This window comes from Aliidiomarina indica, assembly GCF_015354615.1.
GTDB classification, from domain to species: domain Bacteria; phylum Pseudomonadota; class Gammaproteobacteria; order Enterobacterales; family Alteromonadaceae; genus Aliidiomarina; species Aliidiomarina indica.
This window is the reverse complement of sequence record NZ_JACAVQ010000007.1, coordinates 40,548-60,627: the sequence shown is the minus strand read 5'-3', so window position 1 is coordinate 60,627 and position 20,080 is coordinate 40,548. Positions and strand designations below refer to the sequence as shown.

General features: G+C 48.9%; 18 protein-coding genes. 8 read left to right on the top strand and 10 right to left on the bottom strand.

The window, feature by feature from the left end; genetic code table 11:
* Positions 1 to 55 precede the first annotated feature (55 nt).
* The gene (locus HXZ99_RS10315) at positions 56 to 223 is read right to left on the bottom strand and encodes a PLDc N-terminal domain-containing protein (RefSeq protein WP_194757221.1); all 168 of its coding nucleotides are present in this window, start codon (positions 221 to 223) and stop codon (positions 56 to 58) included.
* 196 nt (positions 224 to 419) lie between these two features.
* Between HXZ99_RS10315 and rlmD the strand changes: the two genes are divergently transcribed.
* Positions 420 to 1,862 carry a 23S rRNA (uracil(1939)-C(5))-methyltransferase RlmD gene (gene rlmD / locus HXZ99_RS10310; RefSeq protein ID WP_194757220.1) on the top strand — a complete coding sequence of 481 codons (1,443 nt, stop codon included), beginning with the start codon at positions 420 to 422 and terminating at the stop codon, positions 1,860 to 1,862.
* On the opposite strand, the gene HXZ99_RS10305 is transcribed toward rlmD, so the two are convergent.
* Positions 1,822 to 2,274, bottom strand: a complete 453-nt coding sequence (locus tag HXZ99_RS10305; protein ID WP_194757219.1) for a YaiI/YqxD family protein — start codon at positions 2,272 to 2,274, stop codon at positions 1,822 to 1,824. The genes rlmD and HXZ99_RS10305 overlap by 41 nt on opposite strands.
* Before the next feature lie 99 nt (positions 2,275 to 2,373).
* On the opposite strand from HXZ99_RS10305, the gene HXZ99_RS10300 reads away from it, so the two are divergent.
* Entirely contained in the window at positions 2,374 to 4,641 is a 2,268-nt protein-coding gene (locus HXZ99_RS10300) for a putative bifunctional diguanylate cyclase/phosphodiesterase (RefSeq protein ID WP_194757218.1), read from the top strand.
* 4 nt (positions 4,642 to 4,645) lie between these two features.
* Here the strand turns inward: HXZ99_RS10300 and HXZ99_RS10295 are convergent, their stop codons facing one another.
* From HXZ99_RS10295 to HXZ99_RS10285, 3 genes are all read right to left on the bottom strand, one after another.
* Positions 4,646 to 6,094, bottom strand: a complete 1,449-nt coding sequence (locus HXZ99_RS10295; RefSeq protein ID WP_194757217.1) for a GGDEF domain-containing protein — start codon at positions 6,092 to 6,094, stop codon at positions 4,646 to 4,648.
* Positions 6,095 to 6,242: 148 nt separating this feature from the next.
* Positions 6,243 to 8,021: an acyl-CoA dehydrogenase C-terminal domain-containing protein gene (locus tag HXZ99_RS10290; RefSeq protein WP_194757216.1), complete on the bottom strand. Its 1,779-nt coding sequence runs from the start codon at positions 8,019 to 8,021 to the stop codon at positions 6,243 to 6,245.
* A gap of 122 nt (positions 8,022 to 8,143) precedes the next feature.
* Positions 8,144 to 10,237: an AAA family ATPase gene (locus tag HXZ99_RS10285; RefSeq protein WP_194757215.1), complete on the bottom strand. Its 2,094-nt coding sequence runs from the start codon at positions 10,235 to 10,237 to the stop codon at positions 8,144 to 8,146.
* Between the two features lie 142 nt (positions 10,238 to 10,379).
* On the opposite strand from HXZ99_RS10285, the gene HXZ99_RS10280 reads away from it, so the two are divergent.
* On the top strand, positions 10,380 to 11,513 hold the full coding sequence (locus tag HXZ99_RS10280) for a multifunctional CCA tRNA nucleotidyl transferase/2'3'-cyclic phosphodiesterase/2'nucleotidase/phosphatase (protein WP_194757214.1): 1,134 nt from the start codon (positions 10,380 to 10,382) through the stop codon (positions 11,511 to 11,513).
* Positions 11,514 to 11,583: 70 nt separating this feature from the next.
* On the opposite strand, the gene folK is transcribed toward HXZ99_RS10280, so the two are convergent.
* Both folK and folB read right to left on the bottom strand, forming a co-directional pair.
* Positions 11,584 to 12,114: a 2-amino-4-hydroxy-6-hydroxymethyldihydropteridine diphosphokinase gene (folK, locus tag HXZ99_RS10275; RefSeq protein ID WP_194757213.1), complete on the bottom strand. Its 531-nt coding sequence runs from the start codon at positions 12,112 to 12,114 to the stop codon at positions 11,584 to 11,586.
* Positions 12,115 to 12,117: 3 nt separating this feature from the next.
* The gene (gene folB, locus HXZ99_RS10270; RefSeq protein ID WP_194757212.1) at positions 12,118 to 12,525 is read right to left on the bottom strand and encodes a dihydroneopterin aldolase; all 408 of its coding nucleotides are present in this window, start codon (positions 12,523 to 12,525) and stop codon (positions 12,118 to 12,120) included.
* A 215-nt stretch (positions 12,526 to 12,740) separates the two neighbouring features.
* On the opposite strand from folB, the gene plsY reads away from it, so the two are divergent.
* The gene (plsY, locus tag HXZ99_RS10265; protein WP_194757211.1) at positions 12,741 to 13,358 is read left to right on the top strand and encodes a glycerol-3-phosphate 1-O-acyltransferase PlsY; all 618 of its coding nucleotides are present in this window, start codon (positions 12,741 to 12,743) and stop codon (positions 13,356 to 13,358) included.
* Here the strand turns inward: plsY and tsaD are convergent, their stop codons facing one another.
* Both tsaD and HXZ99_RS10255 read right to left on the bottom strand, forming a co-directional pair.
* Positions 13,359 to 14,372 carry a tRNA (adenosine(37)-N6)-threonylcarbamoyltransferase complex transferase subunit TsaD gene (gene tsaD, locus HXZ99_RS10260; RefSeq protein ID WP_194757210.1) on the bottom strand — a complete coding sequence of 338 codons (1,014 nt, stop codon included), beginning with the start codon at positions 14,370 to 14,372 and terminating at the stop codon, positions 13,359 to 13,361.
* A 132-nt stretch (positions 14,373 to 14,504) separates the two neighbouring features.
* Positions 14,505 to 15,536, bottom strand: coding sequence for a type IV pilus twitching motility protein PilT (locus tag HXZ99_RS10255; protein ID WP_194757209.1), 1,032 nt, complete (start codon positions 15,534 to 15,536; stop codon positions 14,505 to 14,507).
* A gap of 73 nt (positions 15,537 to 15,609) precedes the next feature.
* On the opposite strand from HXZ99_RS10255, the gene HXZ99_RS10250 reads away from it, so the two are divergent.
* The 4 genes from HXZ99_RS10250 to HXZ99_RS10235 are packed head-to-tail and all read left to right on the top strand — an operon-like array spanning position 15,610 to position 18,215.
* Positions 15,610 to 16,311 carry a YggS family pyridoxal phosphate-dependent enzyme gene (locus HXZ99_RS10250; protein WP_194757208.1) on the top strand — a complete coding sequence of 234 codons (702 nt, stop codon included), beginning with the start codon at positions 15,610 to 15,612 and terminating at the stop codon, positions 16,309 to 16,311.
* Positions 16,312 to 16,360: 49 nt separating this feature from the next.
* Positions 16,361 to 17,191, top strand: a complete 831-nt coding sequence (gene proC, locus HXZ99_RS10245) for a pyrroline-5-carboxylate reductase (protein WP_194757207.1) — start codon at positions 16,361 to 16,363, stop codon at positions 17,189 to 17,191.
* 12 nt (positions 17,192 to 17,203) lie between these two features.
* A complete protein-coding gene (locus HXZ99_RS10240; RefSeq protein WP_194757206.1) occupies positions 17,204 to 17,743 on the top strand; it encodes a YggT family protein in 540 nt (179 codons plus the stop codon).
* Between the two features lies 1 nt (position 17,744).
* The gene (locus HXZ99_RS10235; protein WP_228517918.1) at positions 17,745 to 18,215 is read left to right on the top strand and encodes a DUF4426 domain-containing protein; all 471 of its coding nucleotides are present in this window, start codon (positions 17,745 to 17,747) and stop codon (positions 18,213 to 18,215) included.
* 91 nt (positions 18,216 to 18,306) lie between these two features.
* On the opposite strand, the gene HXZ99_RS10230 is transcribed toward HXZ99_RS10235, so the two are convergent.
* Positions 18,307 to 20,037 (bottom strand): potassium/proton antiporter, encoded by a 1,731-nt coding sequence (locus HXZ99_RS10230; RefSeq protein WP_194757205.1) that lies wholly within the window; start codon positions 20,035 to 20,037, stop codon positions 18,307 to 18,309.
* Positions 20,038 to 20,080: the final 43 nt, after the last annotated feature.

The window sequence follows — 20,080 nt, the reverse complement described above, 5'->3', positions numbered from 1 at the left end:
GTTGAATAGCAAAACGGCCATCAGAGATGGCCGTTTTTGCATCTAACCTTCGCGGTCATTTTGGTCCCGCGATCAACCAAATGATAAAGCCAATAATTGGTAACAATACAACGAGTACAATCCACAGCGCTTTATTGCCTGAACTTACCCCGCTTTGCATGATTTTCACCAATGCCCAAATAATCAAAATGAGATGGATAATACCGAGTAAACCTGTACCCATTTCCTAACTCCTTTTTTATGTTCAAAAGGCCTTTTCACGGAATCATTAAAGGCAAGCGTGTGAACATTTCACTTTAAAGCTAGCAGAAATTGGCAGAAACGCACCGCTCCCATGCTAAAATAACCGCATCATTGAACAACCTTTACAATCACGATTTCATCGTACTTGTAACGTCCTTACAAATTCAGGCTCTTCCATGGCATCATTATTCGACCGTTATCAGAAAGAAAAACGTCAAAAGAAAGCGAGCAATAAACACCCCAGTCCACGTGTAAGTGCTCCGACTAAAAGTAACGCTGGCAACGGCTTAGTGATTGAACGAATGAGTCATGAGGGTCGGGGTATCGCTCACGACCAACAAGGTAAAACGATATTTGTTGAAGGTGCTCTCCCCGGGGAAACTGTGACCGCGCAAATCACCCAAAGTCGCAGCCGCTACAACGAAGCCCATGTCATACAAGTACTTAAACCTGCAACTGAGCGCGTCGAACCTCGCTGCCAACATGCGCACGAGTGCGGTGGCTGTTCAATGCAGCATGCCAGCCATTCGGCACAAATCGCCCACAAGCAGCAGGTCATTAAAGAGCATTTTTATCCACTGAGTACAAAGCACGCACTGGATATGGACTCACTGCAGGCACCTGCCTTAGTTGCCACGCCATTTTCCTATCGTCGAAAGGCTCGGTTAAGCGTCACTAAAACCAAGTCGCAAGGCTTAGTTGTTGGCTTTCGCGCGCGGGGCTCGAAACAGATTATTTCCATTCAAGAATGTCCAATTCTCACGGAGCGCCTTCAGCCTCTCGTGCCGGCGCTACAAGGTTTTGTACCGCAATTAGACGGCAGTGCTGATCTCGGACACATCGAGTTCATCGATACGGAGACCACCGCGCAGGTGATCATTCGGATCATGAAGCCATTATCCACCCATGATAGAGAACTTTGGCGTCAATTTGCGCAGCAACATCACGTCCAAATTATGTTTGCTATCTCCGGTAAAGACAGTGACGCCGGATTGCTGTACGAACCATTACAGCAAGGCGATATCTTACCGATGAGCTACACCCTTGCTGTAAATAAGAAAGACACCTTACTGCAATTTCAGCCCGGCGATTTTTTACAGGTAAATGCGCAGGTCAATCAGGCCATGGTCGCGCAAGCCTTGGCGTGGCTCGGGCTCAAGCAAGATGAGAACGTATTGGATTTATTCTGCGGCTTTGGCAATTTCACCTTGCCTATGGCGGCGCGCTGCCATAGCGTTCTCGGCGTCGAAGGAAGCAGAAGCCAAGTAGAGCAAGCTAATCGCAATCTGGCGTTAAACTCGGTTGCTAACGTGCGCTTTACTTCCGCAGATCTGAATCAACCCCTGCATAAATTTAGCTGGGCGGCGAATTCATTTGATGTGGTTGTATTAGATCCACCCAGAGCAGGCGCTGAGTACGTTTGTCAGCACGTATCCAAGCTGAAACCGAAGCGGATACTGTATGTGTCTTGCGATCCTGCGACACTGGCTCGCGACTCAGAGATTTTGCTCAGTCACGGCTATCGGCTGCAACGATGGGGAATGTTAGATATGTTTCCGCAAACCGCCCACATGGAAACTATGGCGCTTTTCGTACCAGCCAGTGATCTAAATGGTTAGCAAATTTTTGCCGATCAGCTTGAGTTAATGGCGGTGGTCCACCGGTTTGTACGCCACTGGCACGCATCGTATCCATAAAATCGCGCATATTTAGCCGCTCACCAATGGACTCTGTGGTATACAACTCGCCTCGTGGGCTTAATGCGTAAGCGCCTTTTTTAATCACGTCCGCGGCCAGTGGAATATCGCTAGTAATCACCAGATCCTCGGCACCACAGCGTGCCGCAATGGCATCGTCAGCCACATCAAAACCTGCCGCAACTTGTACTACTTCAATAAATCGCGATGGCGGCACCTTCAGACGCTGATTGGCCACCAGCGTCAGTTTTGTCTGAGTTCTATTGGCCGCCCGATACAAAATATCACGTATCACCACCGGGCAAGCGTCAGCATCAATCCATATTTGTGGCACAGTCAAATTACCTTATGAAATCGCTTGAAAAATAAGTAGATATCTTGAACACTTAAACTAAACTAACAGGTACACTATGATCCTGTCTTTGGAGATTACTTGCAAGCTATTAACGAGCATACACGCTTAGCGTTCTATCAGATGGTCGCAAAGGTCTCGGCTCGTTTTGTTGCAGCCAAAGTTGATGACATTGACAGTTCCATTCAGCAAGCCCTCGCCGATATTGGCTCATTTTTTCGAGCTGATCGCAGTTACATCTTTGAGTTTAGCGATTATTTGGAGTTCGCTGATAACACCTACGAGTGGTGCGCCGATGGTGTTCCTGCGGAAATAGACAACCTCAAAGATTTACCCATGGATATGTATCAGGATTGGATTGGTGATTGGCAAGCGGGCCGCTCCATTCCCATCGCTGATATTCAAAGCCTTGATCCTAATAGTCCAGAACGGCTTCTTTTGGAGCCTCAGGGTATGCGCGCCTTACTTATGGTGCCATTGCCAAGTGATGATGGGATACAAGGTATCTTTGGTATCGATTTAATGCACGAGCCTTACGATTGGCAGGAAGAACAAATCACCCTACTCCAAATCGTTGGCGAAATTATGTCGAGCGCTCTGCAACGAAAACGGGCCGACCAGTCATTTCGTCTGCGCCAGCTCATCTCTCGCATTGCCGTTGAATTTATTAATTTGCCGACCAAAAAAGTCGACATAACCGTGACAAAGGCGTTGGCACGTATTCAAAGTTTTCTCGACCTCAGTAATATTCACATTGAAAAACCATTGGCACCTGAATTTCATTCAACAAAACGGGCCTTGCTGAAGAAATTACAGAAGCAGCCAGTGCTTACCGACTCTTCCGAGTTAGGCTTAGATTTGCCGCATGAACTGCCCGCGCTTGGCGTTCTATTGCGCCATGGCGAGAATGAATTAGGCACCCTCATTGCCACTCAAACCTCGCGCCGCGTTCTTGAGCATTCAGAAACGGTCGAGTCTCTGCAACTCATTGCTGATTTGGTCGCCGGAACACTCGCCCGTAAAGCTACAGAGCAAAAGGTCGAATACCTTGCCTATTATGATGAATTAACGGCTTTACCGAATCGACGTCTGATCACCAATCGTTTGGAGCATTCCCTAAGTATTCACCGCGGATACACTCACGCGTGCGCCCTACTTTTTGTTGATCTTGATAACTTTAAACGAATAAACGATAGCCGAGGCCGTGAAGCGGGCGACGAACTATTGCAACAAGTGACCGGTCGATTGCTGGCTGCCGTTAGCGAGGAGGATACCTTAGCTCGCGTAGGCGGCGACCAGTTTTTGCTGCTGATTGAAACGGCCATGGACAATAATGAACAATCGGTACTCTATGTACAGGAAAGTGCAGAACGTATACGTGCCGAGCTTGCCCGCCCGTTTCGTATCAACGGCCACACTTTTCATGGTTCGGCCAGTATCGGTATTGTTTATGGCAACAATCAGGAAACTCCTGCAAATTTACTCAAGCAAGCGGAATTGGCCATGTATAAAGCCAAAGCCCAAGGCCGCAATACCATTCAATATTATGATCCGGCGATGCAGCAAGAGGCTATTGAGCGAGCGCAACTGTATTCCGACTTGCGTACTGCTATCGCCGACAAACAATTTGAAGTGTACTATCAGGCACAAAACAATGCTGATGATCAGATTATCGGCGCTGAAGCACTCGTGCGTTGGCATCACCCAACCCGCGGCTTGTTGTCACCCGGACAATTTATCGCGTTCGCCGAAGAAACTGGGTTAATTGGTGAGATCGGGAAAATCGTATTAAAAGAAACATGCCATCTTTTAAATGAATTGAAAGAAACCGGATACGACATCCCTATTTCAGTAAATATCAGTGCAGAGCATATTTTGCAGCCAGAGTTTCTTGGTGATATTCGTGACATCCTCACAGAAACCGGCGCTAATCCGGAGCGACTTAAGCTTGAAATAACCGAAAGTGCAATGATTCGCGATACCGATACCGTCGTTGAGCATATGCTTGATTTACAAAAATTAGGAGTGCGTTTTTCTTTAGACGACTTTGGCACCGGCTACTCGTCACTGTCGTATCTTAAGGCCCTACCCATTCACGAAATTAAGCTCGATTTACGTTTTGTCCGGGATATGGTGAAGAACACTGACGACACCGCCATCGCAGATTTAGTGTTCCGTCTTGCCAAAGTAATGAATCTCGATGTTATCGCAGAGGGAGTCGCAGAACCGGAACAAAAAGACTTTTTATTAGAGCTAGGTTGCCAGCGCTTCCAAGGCTTTTTATTCTCCCATCCTTTACCTGTTCCGGAATTTCGGCAGTTTCTGGCGAGCGCTCAGGTTATCCATTAAAGCTTTAGCGCCGCCGTTTACCTGTTATTAAGTGCTCATCTGCTCGCTGTAACGCTTTTTCTAAACTTTCGCCCGGCTCAATTTGCACCATGCCAAAACTCGCCGAGATAGGCTCATCAAGGCCTTCAATCGCAATGTATTCAAACGCGTCCTTAATGCGAACCACAACCTTGGAAGCGCTGCTTTCACTTAATCCGGGCAACAGCACTAAGAATTCATCACCGCCAAAACGCCCGCAAAGATCAGATGGCCTCAGCTGATTCTTTAACACATCGGCCACCGCCATCAGTGCCTTATCGCCCACCGCATGACCGTAGGTATCATTGATGCGCTTAAAGTGATCTAGATCGAGCATCAGCAAACTAATCGGATACTTGTAATGGGAAGCCCGCTCAAGCTCGTCCGCCGCTAATTCGCTAAAGTAACCCCGCGTGGTCACGCCGGTTAGGTAGTCGAACTGCGCTTGCATTTGTAACTGCTGATTTTGCGCAAGCAACACGGGCACAGCCAGACCAAAATACACACTTGCGGCAATCACGGTCACTGCGAATTGATAGACCATCGCCGACTCGCCCAAATCGAAAAGATTAATGCCAATGGCTAACGACAGACTAAATACACCTAAACTAACCGCTGTGCGAAGGGCGTTCTCGGTATACGCAATCCACATTTGTGGGATGATAAGGAAAAACACGGCAAATGCCACATCGCGATGTTCGAACCACCACGACAACAAAATGCAGGCGTACAATAACGACAGTAATACCGTGAGTTTTACCCCAAATTGATAAATTGGCGTTGGCTCTGTACTGATACGCAATGTGCGCACCCAGCTCGATAAATGCGGCTGACGCCAGAGCATGAGTACCATAAATAAGGGCGTGAGTACCAAGACGCCTGCCATATCGCCAATCCACCAGGGCAGCCAAATGGTGTACACGTCGAAAATGCTCACGGTGCCGGCAATCAGTAACACCTGTGTGCCTAAAAACGAGGCCAATAATGAGGTCAGTGCCCCAAGCGCCAGAAACGACATGACCATAACCGGGAGATCTCGCACCACGCCAAAACGCACAAACTGTCGTAACAGTGCAGCACCAAGCCCGTAGGAAAACGAAATGGCAAAGGTAAACAGTAACCCGACAACGAGAACTTCGGTAATGGTTTGGCCCGCATCGTAAATCGCATTCATCCAGAATGTGGTGAACATCATGCCCAGTGCGAGAGGAAAGAGAGCGCGAACACCAAATACCAGGAAGGCAGCAAGCGTCCAGCCTGCGGGCGGAAACCAAAGACTCGCGTGCGGGGCATATTCCATCAATGCCGAGACGCGCCATAACACCACATAGCCTATGAACAACAGTACACCGCGAAACAGAGTTAATTCACTCGATTGTTCCAGTATTCGCGAACTATGATCGTCCTGTCGCGCGTCCCCACTCAACTCATGCATAGTTTTATCTTTTTAAGTGTGTGTCCTTTATATCTTCCAAAATACGTGAACCTTGCGCAAATGCAAAGAGCAAGTGGTCGAAATTTGGCTAAAAAAAAACCTCGGCACGAGCCGAGGTTTTATATGCGTCTGTAATTACGCTTCGCCGTTAGAATTCGTTGACAGAAACCTCAAACAGACTGTCTGAACCTGCTTCAATGGCCGCCACTAAACCGGTAATCCGCGGTAATAATTTGGCAAAGTAGAAACGAGCTGTTTTACCTTTTCCACTGGCAAACTCACCAAGTTCAGGCTGTGCTTCCGCCACTCGCGCCATTCGCAACCACATATAGCCGTAGACCACATAGCCGACTAAATTTAGATAATCGACGGCGACACTATTGATTATATTTTCATCACTAGGCACTTTCTCAAGCACATGGGTCGTGACGGAAACCAGCTGATCGAGGGCATCGTTTAATTGCCCGTATTGATCTGCCCACTCGCCACTGTCTTGCGCTAAAAATGTCTTAATTTCCTGAACCAATGGCTTGAGTAACTCACCGCGTGAGCCCGCGACTTTGCGACCAAGCAGATCGAGTGCTTGAATTCCATTGGTCCCTTCATAGATTTGAGCAATGCGGCAATCCCGCACCCACTGCTCTTGCCCCCACTCACGGACATAACCATGACCGCCCAGTATTTGTTGCCCAGCGATGGTGGCTTCTAAGCCAGTGTCTGTCATAAATGCTTTCGCAACCGGCGTTAGCAACTGCACCAATGCTTCTGCCTGGGCGCGCTGATCTGCCTCTGGCGAGAATTTTGCACGATCTAGATGTTGCCCCACATAGGTTGAAAATGCACGGCCGCCCTCAATAAAGGCTTTCATGGTGAGCAGCATGCGACGCACATCACCATGGACTAACAATGGGTCTGCTTCAGCCTGACGTTCTTGTGTTGCTTTTGCGCCGCGCCCTTGTCTGCGATCCTTGGCATACTCTAACGCGGTCACATAGGAGCGTGATGCGGCTCCTAATCCTTGAATACCAACGCCCAAACGTTCGTAGTTCATCATGGTAAACATCGCCGCTAGGCCGCGATTAGGTTCGCCCACGAGCCATCCCTTAGCACCGTCGAAATTCATAACGCAGGTGGCTGAGGCGTGAATACCCATTTTGTGTTCAACAGAACCAGCCACCACCGGATTTCGCTCACCCAGCGAACCTTCTTCGTTAACAAGAAACTTAGGCACCAAAAACAGTGAAATGCCTTTCGTTCCCGGCGGCGCATCCGGTAGTTTTGCCAACACTAAATGGACAATATTTTCAGCCAGATCATGCTCACCACTTGTGATGAAGATCTTGGTTCCTGACACCTCAAAACTGCCATCGGCTGCGGGCACAGCCTTGCTGCGAATAATGCCTAAATCGGTGCCACAATGAGGCTCCGTGAGGCACATGGTGCCTGTCCACTGCCCCGCCGCAAGCCGAGGTAAATACATCTGCTTCAGTTCATCACTACCATGCAGATCCAATGTCATAATGGCGCCTGCAGTGAGACCTGAATATAAACTAAAGGATATATCCGCAGCACACATCATTTCTTCGTATTGTGCAGAGAGTGTTTTCGGCAGGCCCATTCCGCCAAAATCAGGATTGGCTGTTACGCCCACCCAGCCGCCTTCCGCAAGCTGACGAAATTGTTCTTTATAACCATCGGGGGTTGTCACAGAGCCATCTTGGAAACGAATACCCTGTTCATCGGCTGCGCGTGCATTTGGCGCAATCAGGGTCTCCGTTAATTTTGCGGCTTCATCCAAAATTGCCCGCGCCGTATCAGGATCCATCATGTCAGCCAGTTGCGGCATTTGTTCCCAGTCCTGACCAACTTGAAAAACATCATGCAACAGGAAGTTCATATCCTGAAGCGCTGCGCGATAATCACTCATGTGCTACTCCCACATTCATTATGAGGTAATGTAGAAACATCACCTTTGAACATTTTCAAACAAGCGTTTAATTTAGGAGCATCATCGCAAAGCTTCCAACATGAAGCAAGTATTTCAGTAGGTCAGAAATTCAAATCCTCAAGGGCCTCCAAACGGAACAAGATATCGCGATAACCGAACACCGTGTGGGAAGGCTCGATGGCAATCACGCGCAACTCTCCCATGCGTTCACCTTCTCGCAGCATGCGGTCATTAAGACGAATCCAACGATCACGACTGCGCCCGCTGTACATATGCGAATCATAATTAAAGCGCGGCAGTTGTTGTCGCTCGTCACGTGATAAATCACGAGCAAATGGCAAACTCGTTGTCACCGTTGCCTGATTTTCAGTTCTCAACACATCATCAATGCCAATTTCTGCAACGGCACTATCAAAAAGGTGCCGAATATGATCAGACACGTCTTCCGTCGGTTCTGCGAGGGGATCTTGCACCGATGCCCGTTGTTCAGTTTCACTTGTGTTCACATTGTCAGCGCTCGCACTCGTCAATGCAGGCAAACTGCGCCGCATCAGTGGAATTGACACATCCGCCATGCTCGGTGCTTCCGGATCATAAGCAATAAGGCCTTGCGGCACCTGCACGATTTGTGGACGTTGCAGCGAGGGTCGATTGGTAAAGTACCCTGAGCTCAAATAGGCCAATTCAATGTCAGTGAGCTGATCCGGCTCGTCCGCGGAGCGGCGTCCAGTCACAAGCCGGCCGAGACTTGTGCGCAGCCATTCTAGCTGTTGCGACAAGGATGCTCCGCGCAGAGAATAAGGTAGATACTCCTGCACACCCTCTCGTACCCAGCGTTCAAAGTCGGTGCTGTTTGGCACCTGCCAAAACACGATAGCCTCGCCGCTCCAATTGCGCTGCAGCTCTTGGGTACTCACTGTGCGTGTACCCGTTTGGTCGATAACGGACATTCGATGTAGTCCGGTATCGGTAGTTTCCACGCCATTTAACATCAGCCATCGTTCAGAAACCCGTGACTCTAATAGTGCGGGCAAGTCTAAGCGAATCAATTGTTCTAAGGTAAAGTGGCCACGTACGCACGCCAAATTTAACGCCGGAATTTCATTGCACGCTTGAGTTCCTGAGATGTAGCTTTGTACCTGCCAACGATCGCCAAGCAAGCGGAACATATCGGCGGGCGGTAGCCCAGTTAAAACCGAATTATCTTCTGTCCACTCGCGCTCCGTTTCCCTGTCAATTTGCTGCTGGACCACGCGTTCTTGCTCAAAATCCTTGCTGCGCTCAGACCACGTCCACATGCCAGCACTGACCACAATGGCAAGAACCGCAGCACTTGCAAACACCGTCGTCCAGCGCATGCCATGACGGTGCTGAGGACGACTCTGGACCGAGAAACTCAAAGACTCAGCGGCTTCAGCAACCAAGGCTTTGCCCACTTTTCGGGTTTCTTGCCGTGCTGCTAACTGCAATGCTCTATCGCAGACTAAGTTAATCAGTCGCGGGGTGCCCTGGCTAAACTTAAAAATCTGTTTCAATGCCGCTGAATCAAAAATGTCAGGCGCACCGCCAACACAATCTAAACGATGGTGAATATAGGCCCGCGTTTCGCTTTCAGTAAGCGGAAACAAATGGTAACGAGCGACAATTCGCTGTGCCACTTGCCGCAATTCGCGGCGTTGTAATAGCGTTTGCAGCTCTGGCTGACCAATAAGCACCACACTCAATAACTTGCGTGAGTTGGTCTCTAAATTGGTGAGCAGGCGTAACTGTTCGAGTACCGACGGCAGTAGGTGCTGCGCTTCGTCGATCAGAACGACAGGTTGTCGCCCTTGCGCGCTCGCCTCTTGCAAAAACCGGCTCAAGTGATCGGTTAAGCGTTTAAGAGAAGCCTTTTCATGACGACCCGGTATCGCAAACTGATCACAAATCGTTGCCAAAAGCTCCCGTTCGCTCAACATAGGATTCAATACAAAAGCCACATCCACATGAGCCTGCAGCTCTGCCAAAACTGCCCGTGATAAGGTTGTTTTTCCTGTACCGACTTCCCCGGTCAGCAATAAAAAGCCACCGCTGCCGCTTAGCCCTTGGCGCAGATGTTCAAGACCCTCTTGATGACGAGGGCCTAAGTACAAAAAATCGGGGTCGGGCGCGATAGAAAACGGCGTCTGCTCGAAGCCAAAATAGTCGTGGTACATGGGTATGCTCAATTGAACCGAATAAAATCAAAGTAACAGGCCTTATGAATCCTTGCAATGCGTGCAAGCATTCGTGATTATCTGTACGTTAGATTGAAAAAAGTTTCAATCAGCGCACTTTTAAGAAACACGAAGGATAAGCATGACTCAGGATCCCAAATTGCAAGGGTTACAGGTGTATCTCGTTGGTGGAGCCGTGCGTGATGAGCTGCTAGGCTTGCCCGTCCATGAGCGAGACTACGTCGTGGTCGGTAGCAGCCCTGAAGCGTTAATTGAGCGAGGGTTCGAGCCCGTAGGTCGCGATTTCCCCGTGTTCTTGCATCCTAAAAGCAAAGAAGAATACGCCCTTGCGCGCACGGAGCGAAAGTCGGGCCCCGGCTATACCGGATTTACTTGTGAGTTTAGTCCTGATGTCAGCCTGGAAGACGACCTACTTCGCCGCGACCTGACCATCAATGCCATTGCGCAAAGCAACGATGGTCGTTTGATCGATCCCTACGGTGGTTTGGCTGATATTAAAGCAAAGGTATTACGCCACGTCTCCCCGGCGTTTAGTGAAGATCCGCTGCGCGTTCTGCGCATCGCACGCTTTGCAGCGCGCTTTTACGGCCTTGGATTTACCGTTGCTAAAGATACGGAAAAATTGCTGGTCAGCATGAGCCAACAAGGTGAACTACGTCGTTTGACACCAGAACGGGTATGGATGGAAACCTATAAGGCATTAATCACACCCTATCCAGCCGTTTACTTTGAAACCCTGCAACGAGTTGGGGCGTTAACAGAACTTGTCGGCGCGCCTATGCATGATATTCCCATGCACTGTTTGCGCCTGACCCATGAAGTGCAGGAAAGTGATGTCGTGCGGTTTGCTTTAGCCTGCTATGACCTCAATAAAGAATCGCCCACAATTGATGTAAGTGAGCATTTTCGTGTCCCCACACTTCATATGAAGATCAGTCAAAGTCTTCGCCTTATCTGCCAACAGCTCAGTGAATCGACGCTAAGCGCGACGGCTATTTTAGATTTTTTACATATTTGCGATGCCTTTCGACGGCCAGAGCGACTTCAGCACACCCTCACGGCACTCGCCTATATTGCGCAGCGACAGGGCTGGCAGCAACGCCCCGATATTAAAGTGCTCGAGCGCGCCTTAAATATTACCGCTAACGTTGAAGTAAAGAAGGTCATTGCCGATGGCTTTCAACATTCAGCCATTCGGGATGAGCTTGATCGACGACGAATCGCTGAATTAGAACAGCATCTATCAACCGCTTGATATGACATGCATCGATGAGTGCATATCTCAAGATGAGTGCCGCAAAGTGACGGTGTTAAAGAAAGGGCTTCTACTTTAATGCCTCGTTTACCATCGTCAGATGCTGGTTGTGATCCTGATCTTGAAATATCTTCCACAACTGACTAAAAGTCTGGCCGGCTGTCGGGTGGCGCGCATGTGGCGCGAGTTCAGCCAATGGTTTTAATACAAAAGCACTGGTCAGGATTTCAGGTCGCGGTAATTTTGGCTCGCTTCCCTTCTTTTCGTTTTGGATGCAATTGTCGAAGATTAAAATATCGATATCTAATGTTCGCGAACTAAATTTCTCAGCATCAGGTGGGCGACCATAACGGGATTCAATATCACGAATAGCCTGTTGTACTTCGGACAGTGTTAATTGTGTACGGGTTACTGCAACTAGGTTATAGAATGGAGGTCCGGTAAATCCAAGCGCTTCACTTTCATAGACACTGGAAATACGTAAGGGAACATGATCAAAGCGCTGTGCTAATTCAGCGATACCGGCCTTAATATGCTTTTTCCGTTCGAGATTACTCCCGATACCAAAATATACGATGTGCTCGCTCGTTTCCTGCGCCATTACTTAATTGGCTCCTGATGCGAATCGGGTAATTTGCACCGCTACCGTTCGCGCCGCTTTCACCGCAGTCGGTTTGGCAACTTTTAACTGCACTGCCGCTACGCCAAAATCATGCAAGATACGCTGAGCAAGCATTTCCGCCACTTCTTCAATTAATCCGTAGGGTTTTTCTTGAATCCAGGAGGTGATTGCCCGGCTCAGTTGATCATAGTCCAACGCATCTTCGATTTTCCCGGATACCGCCGGTTTGCGATTATCCCAAGCCACCGCCACATCCACAATCAAAGGTTGTTTAATCGCCTGTTCCCAGTCGAAAATTCCAATCACGGCAGGAACCTCGAGACCTTCCACTAGCACAACATCACCCTCAAATAGATGGCGATTAAATACATCTTTGCTGTGATTGTTCATAGGACTCGCTTTACCTCAAATCGCAGAATTCGCGATGGTTATAAATTGTTACAGTTTTGCCCGAATTTCATCCGATTTACCACCACAGGTCGGATAGCATTTAACCAAAAAACACCGTATCCTTGAAAAACGAACGCACTGAAGCGCGCACCGCATAGTAACGCGCTGACTTCGGCGCAACAAGAGCAACGCTACAAGGAATTGCCATACCGCCGATGTCTGCCCTGGCCATCCTCATGATCGTTTTAGCCTACCTATTAGGCTCCATTAGCAGCGCCGTTATTATCAGCAAGCTGTTTGGACTTGACGATCCCCGTTTTCGCGGTTCCGGCAATCCCGGCGCCACGAATGTCTATCGCCTCGGTGGTCCTATTCCTGCCGGATTTACCTTATTTTTTGATGTGCTAAAAGGCATGGTTCCCGTGTGGAGCGCCTATTTACTTGGGTTACCGCCGATTATATTAGGACTTGTCGCTGTTGCCGCCTGTCTTGGCCATATCTACCCCCTGTTTTTTAAGTTTCAGGGAGGGAAAGCCGTGGCGACAGCACTTGGCGCGATGTTCCCAGTAGCCACGGAAATGGCGTTGCTGCTCATTGTCACTTGGGGCATTGTGTTTTGGATCAGTCGCGTTTCATCGCTCGCTGCATTAATTACGGTGGCATTGGCTCCACTTTTCGCTTGGCTGATCAAACCCCAATATACCATTCCGGCTATCATGCTTGCGGCGCTCATTATCTGGCGCCACCGCACAAATATTAAACGCCTTTGGCATGGTACCGAAGTAGGGTTACGAAATGCCAAACCTTCTCGTAAAACGCCGCCGAAAAAATAATTAGATGGCGGGCAGCTCAACTAGCGGCCAACGCGGGCGTACCTGCACACTTAAATCTTCTTGATAACCCGACACTAACCGTTGCGCACCGGCTAGGGCAATCATGGCACCGTTATCGGTACAGAACTCAGGACGCGGATAAAATACCTCACCCTTTAAATCGGCAAGTGTTTGCTCAAGCGCTGCGCGCAATCGAACATTCGCACTCACACCACCGGCCATAACAAGTCGATTAAGACCGGTATGCTCTAGCGCACGCTGGCATTTAATAATGAGTGTATCCACAACTGCATCTTCAAACGCTCGCGCAATGTCTGCGTGGGTTTGCGGATCATCACCGTGTTTGGCAATTGCTTGCGCAGCCGCTGTTTTCAGGCCACTAAAAGAAAAATTAAGACCGGGTTTATCAGTCATAGGTCGTGGAAATTGGAAGCGATCCGCGCGGCCAGACGTTGCGAGCTTGGCTAAACGAGGCCCCCCAGGGTAATCCAAACCGAGTAACTTGGCTGTTTTGTCAAAGGCTTCACCCGCGGCATCATCCACCGACTCACCGAGCAGTTGGTACTGACCAATCCCATCCACCCGAACCAGCTGGGTGTGTCCACCAGACACTAACAAGGCAACGAAAGGAAACTCAGGGCGGCGTTCTTCAAGCATGGGTGCCAACAAATGGCCTTCCATGTGATGTACGCCAATAGCGGGTACCTGCCAGCCAAACGCAAGGCTGCGACCAATAGTCGCTCCCACCAATAATGCACCAATTAGGCCTGGCCCAGCGGTATAGGCAACCCCGTCGATATCTGCCGCGGTGAGGCCTGCATCAGCTAACGTTTGCTCAATCAAAGGTAGGGTTTTACGCACGTGATCACGAGAAGCCAGCTCAGGCACAACGCCACCATAGTCGGCATGCAACTTGACCTGACTATATAGCGTATTCGCCAATAAGCCCTGCTCGGTATCATAAATAGCGATGCCGGTTTCATCACAACTGGTTTCAATTCCTAAAACGCGCATCCTGTCTCCACACCTGCAAAATACGTATCGGGTGTAGAAGGCTAGCCAACGTCCACCACTCATTTAAGCGAGCCTAAGTTTACCAGAGCTTCGCTGCAGCATGAAGACGTTAACGTCCTAACCGATGCTCGCTTAGCTGCTAATCATGCCTAATTTTGCCCGAACTTGCTCATCTGAAATCTCACCGGCATCACGCAAACGGTTCATCGCTTGTTCCATTGTTTGCATACCAAGCGCACCGCCGGTCTGAATCGACGAGTACATTTGTGCCACCTTATCTTCACGAATGAGATTCTTAATGGCATGGGTAGCCAACATAATCTCGTGCGCGGCCACGCGCCCACCACTCTCTCGTTTTAAAAGTAATTGAGCGACCACCGCACGTAAGGATTCAGACAGCATCGAACGCACCATGGCTTTCTCATCGCCTGGGAACACGTCAATAATCCGATCAATGGCTTTTGGCGCAGACGTCGTGTGCAAGGTAGCAAACACCAGGTGCCCAGTTTCCGCGGCAGTCAGTGCTAACCGAATAGTTTCTAGATCGCGCAATTCGCCCACTAATATAACATCCGGGTCCTCGCGAAGAGCGACTCTGAGCGCATTGCTAAAGCTTAAGGTGTCACGGTGTACTTCCCGCTGATTAATTAATGCGCGCTTATTCTTATGTACAAACTCAATGGGATCTTCAACGGTAAGCACATGATGGGGAAAGTTCTCGTTTATATAGTCGACCATTGCAGCTAACGTGGTCGACTTACCGGAGCCGGTGGGCCCAGTCACCAACACTAATCCGCGTGGGTATTCGGCGATGCGTTTGAGAATTTCCGGCGCATTTAGTGCGTCTAAACTTAGTACCGAGTCGGGGATAGTTCGAAACGCCGCCGCCGGACCATTCTGCTGAACAAACACATTGGCCCGAAAACGTGCCAAGCCCTCTACCTGAAAAGAAAAATCGACTTCCAAATGCGTCTCAAACTCTGCTTTTTGCCGTTCATTCATCAACGACAAAACCATTTCTTGCACATGGTGAGATGACAGCACCTCTGTGTTAACCTTACGCAGTTCGCCATCAATACGAACGATTGCTGGAGAGCCTGAAGACAAATGTGTGTCCGAAGCATTGTGTTTTACAGCATATGCGAGCAGTTCGTTGATATCCATAATTTAGAGTCTTCATTCTTTTGAGTATGATGCCCAAATTCCTGAGCGGGATTAATATTGAGGTTTGCTGTTCATGACGACTCACGCGAAAAGCATTGCCACCCATCTTACGCAAGTTCGCCAGCAAATTGCTGAAGCGGCAGCAAGAACAAACCGTACTCCTGAAAGTATCGCACTTCTGGCAGTCAGTAAAACGAAACCTGTGTCAGACATCCGCGCTGCCTATGAATACGGCCAACGGCTTTTTGGTGAAAATTATGTGCAAGAAGGCGTTGAGAAAATTCAGCAATGCCAAGACCTCCCCGATATTCAATGGCACTTTATTGGACCTATTCAAAGCAATAAAACCAAAGACATCGCCGCCCATTTTGCTTGGGTGCATAGTATTGATCGTGAAAAAATTGCACGGCGGCTTAATGACCAACGCCCCTCGCACATGGACCCCTTGCAGATCCTCATTCAAGTAAATATCGATGATGAAGCCAGTAAAGCAGGTGTGTCGTTGCAAGACGTGCCTCAATTAGCCGAATTTATTGCTGACTGCCCGAATCTTCGCTTGCGTGGCTTGATGGCTATTCCGCAAGCGAACAGCAGCGAGGAGGAGCAAATTAAATCCTTTTCTGCTCTTGAGGCTGCTTTTCTTGAATTACAACAAGGCGATCCCAACGTAGATACATTATCCTTAGGAATGAGTAACGATTTGTCGCTGGCAATCAGGTTTGGCTCAACCATGGTAAGAGTGGGCACCGCAATTTTCGGAACCCGAGAGCGATAAATGCTGTCGCAGTAAGCGTTTAACCTAATTAAATAAAAAAGGAAGTAACATGACGTCTTCTAATGTTCGGACCATCGGTTTTATCGGTGCGGGCAATATGCCCCAGAGTATTCTTGGCGGCATGGTAAAAGGTGGATATCCGACAACTGCCATTATGGCCAGTAATCCAAGCCGCCCTAAACTCGACATGCTCGAAGAAAAATATGGTATTTATACCAGTCAAGATAATCACGAAATCGCCGGCAAGGCCGACGTTATTGTCTTGTCGGTGAAACCTCAATTGATGCGCGAAGTGTGTGAAGATCTCGCCGCACATGTGCCCGACTTAGACAAAAAGCTGATTATCACTATCGCTGCTGGGCTTCGGCTTGAGCGCTACTACGAAATGCTCGGAGAGAACATTACTTTAATTCGGGTGATGCCCAATACACCGTCGCTGGTAGCTGAGGGTGTGTCTGGTTTAGTGGCCGACAGTAACGCGACCGACGCAGATAAAGATTTCGTCACACAAGTATTTAACTATGTAGGTTTAACCCTTTGGCTCGAGAATGAAGATGCCATTGATGTGCTGGGTGCCGTTGCGGGTAGCGGCCCTGCCTACTTCTTTGAATTTATGCATGGCTTACAGCGAGCGGCTGAAGATCTTGGTTTTGATGCAGAGCAAGCGCGAGCCATGGTGCAGCAAACCGCCCTGGGTGCAGCGAAAATGGCCATCGAAAGTGATTTATCTTTGGTTGATTTACGCAAACAAGTCACCAGTAAAGGCGGATCGACAGCAAAAGGAATTGAGGTATATCAAAATTCTGAGCTAAGTGATATTTCCAAGCGAGCAGTTGGCGCTGCGGTAACCCGTAACCAAGAAATGGCTAAACTTTTTTAAAGGACCCCAGCGATGAACAACGGTGCTATTTTTCTCGTTCAAACTTTATTCGACCTCTACATTATGGCGGTTGTGTTACGTATATGGATGCAGCTTGCTCGGGTTGATTACTTCAATCCGTTTTCTCAATTTATCGTGAAAATAACCAGCCCTGTTTTGAATCCGCTTCGTCGACTTCTCCCTACGATCGGCCGTTTCGATTTAGCAGCGGCGGTTTTAGCTTTGGCGCTTGCTGGATTGAAAATTTTCACCATTATCTACATGCAAATCGGTGAATTTCCTTATTCCGTGCTAAACCTAACTATGATCGCCATTCAAAGTGTGCTGGTAATCACCTTGCAGCTGATGTTCTGGATTTTGATTGTCCGTGCCATTTTGAGTTGGTTTAGTCAGGGGCGTAATCCGATTGAATTCGTGTTTGCGCAATTAACTGAGCCTATGCTGGCGCCTATTCGTCGGATTATCCCACCGATTGGTGGCCTCGATTTATCGGTGCTAGTGTTAATCATCATCGTTCAGTTTGTCCGCATTTCTATCATAGGAGCGGGTTAGTATGATTAAAATATGGTTATGCCGCTTTACCTCGGTCGCCTGGCTAGTTGCCTTGGCTGCGCTTGCCTTGATGTCATGGCAAGCACTCGCGAACGAGCAAGGTGGTCAGTATGAACAGTTTGGTAATTGGGAGGTGCATTACATTGCATTCCCAAGCACCATGCTCACCCCGGAGATCGCAAGCGCATACAATGTGCGTCGCAGCAGTTCACGCGGCTTAGTAAATATTTCTGTGCTTGATGCTGAGCAAGAAGGAAAGCCAGCACAACGGGTGGCCATCTCCGGTTATGCGTTAAACAATTTAGGCCAACGGCAGAACTTAAATTTCCGTCGTTTTATAGAAGAGCCTGCGATCTATTACATTGCCGAGGTTTCTCACGTAAATGAGGACCGCTTGCGTTTCTTTATCACCATCACCCACGGTGATCGCAACGAAGAACTTCGCTTTGTGCATACGTTCTATCGGGACTAACATAAAACCGCCCCAAGGCAGCAAGCCTCAGGGCGGTTTTTTATTTGCTCTGCCGGGCAACATTGATTACACCGACACACGCATTCCGACGTTATAGTTCAACCGGTTTAACCCCAACTTTTAAAATGGTGCCATCATCCGCAACTTCCCGTGCGGTGAACATCAGATTCCCCAGTATAATGTGGTCACCGACCACAACCCGACGATGAAAGCGCTGTTTGAAAATATCGTTAATGGATGTATTCAGATCTTCTCCACCTTCGTCGGGAAGCACATAGAAACCAGCCAAATCGGCTAACGTAATTTCCCCGTTAAGGACGAAATCACCAAAGAAGGTTTTCTTATTGATGCGCGAATTCGTGCCCGTACTGCCCAGCACTTCAGAAATTTTACTCATGTCATCGGAGCGCGCCAGAACCATCAAGGCGTCACCTGAGCGCAGCATCGGATTAACTGTACTCCGAATCCACTGATCATCGCGAATAAGCCCCACAAAATCGGCCTCCCGGGGCAGGTTAATCTCGTCCCAGTGATGGTCCGCAGCAGCGCTGTCCTCAGTGATATTAAACACCGCGACTTCGAGCACTTCACTGGCATGCACTGCATCAAGCGGCGTGCGATAATCGGGTTCCGGTTCCTGTGGTACTTCAAGTCCCAATTTACGTGCAACAAAGGCAATACTCCACCCCTGCACAACTAACGACACCAGAACCACAACAAAGGCTATTTCAAAGTAAAGTTGCTGGTTCTCAAGCCCGGCAATCCACGGGAATAATGCGAGTACAATGGGGACTGCCCCGCGTAGCCCCACCCAACTTATAAAGAATTGATCCCGCCAAGGAAATCTGAAGGGCGCCAAGCTAATTAACACCGCTATCGGCCGCGCTACAAAAATTAAGATCATGGCTAAAGCCAAGGCCGGCAATGCGATATCTAAAATGGATGCTGGTGTCATAAGAATACCGAGCATTAAGAACATAACAATCTGGGATAACCAAGCAAGCCCATCATGTACTCGGAGGATATGCATTACTTGAGGAAGACGCGCGTTCCCCACTAAATAACCCATAAGGTAAACCGCGAGAAAACCGCTCCCCCCCAACTGCGCGGTTAAACCAAACACCAACACACTGGCGGAAACGGCTAACAGTGGAAAGAATGAAACGTGCAATGTTAAGTGCTTACAACCGTAAACAAACAATTTACCAGCACCAAACCCCACTGCAGCACCGACCAATGCTTGCTGTAAAAATACAAAAATAACAGACGCATCCATCGGCGTCTCGGGCATAGCCAGCACACTCACCAAGGTGACGGTAAGCATTACCGCCATAGGGTCGTTACTTCCCGACTCAATTTCTAAGGTCGCGGCGACCCGCTGTTTGATGCGCAAGCGCTGGGATTGGAAGATTGAGAACACAGCCGCAGCATCGGTGGAACCCAAAATCGCCCCTAGCAAGAGCCCTTCAATCCAAGAGAAGCCAAACAAGTAGGCGGCGCTGACACCGGTGATAATACAAGTAATAATCACACCGACGGACGACAGCATCGCTGCCGGCGCTAATGCCACCCGAAATCGCTCAGGGTGTGTGCGCAAGCCGCCATCAAATAAGATAATAACGAGGGCAACAGAACCGATTAACAGCGCGATATCTGGATTATCAAATTGGATGCCAAGCAAGCCATTTTCACCAGCGAGCATGCCTAAAACGAGGAACACGAGTAACAGAGGAGCGCCTACACGCACAGATACTTGTACTGCGAGAATACTCACAAACAACAAGGTTCCGGCAATTAAAATCAGTAGGTTTACTGCATCCATAACTCGACTGCACGCTCCGTATGAGGGGGTTCTCCCCTTAATT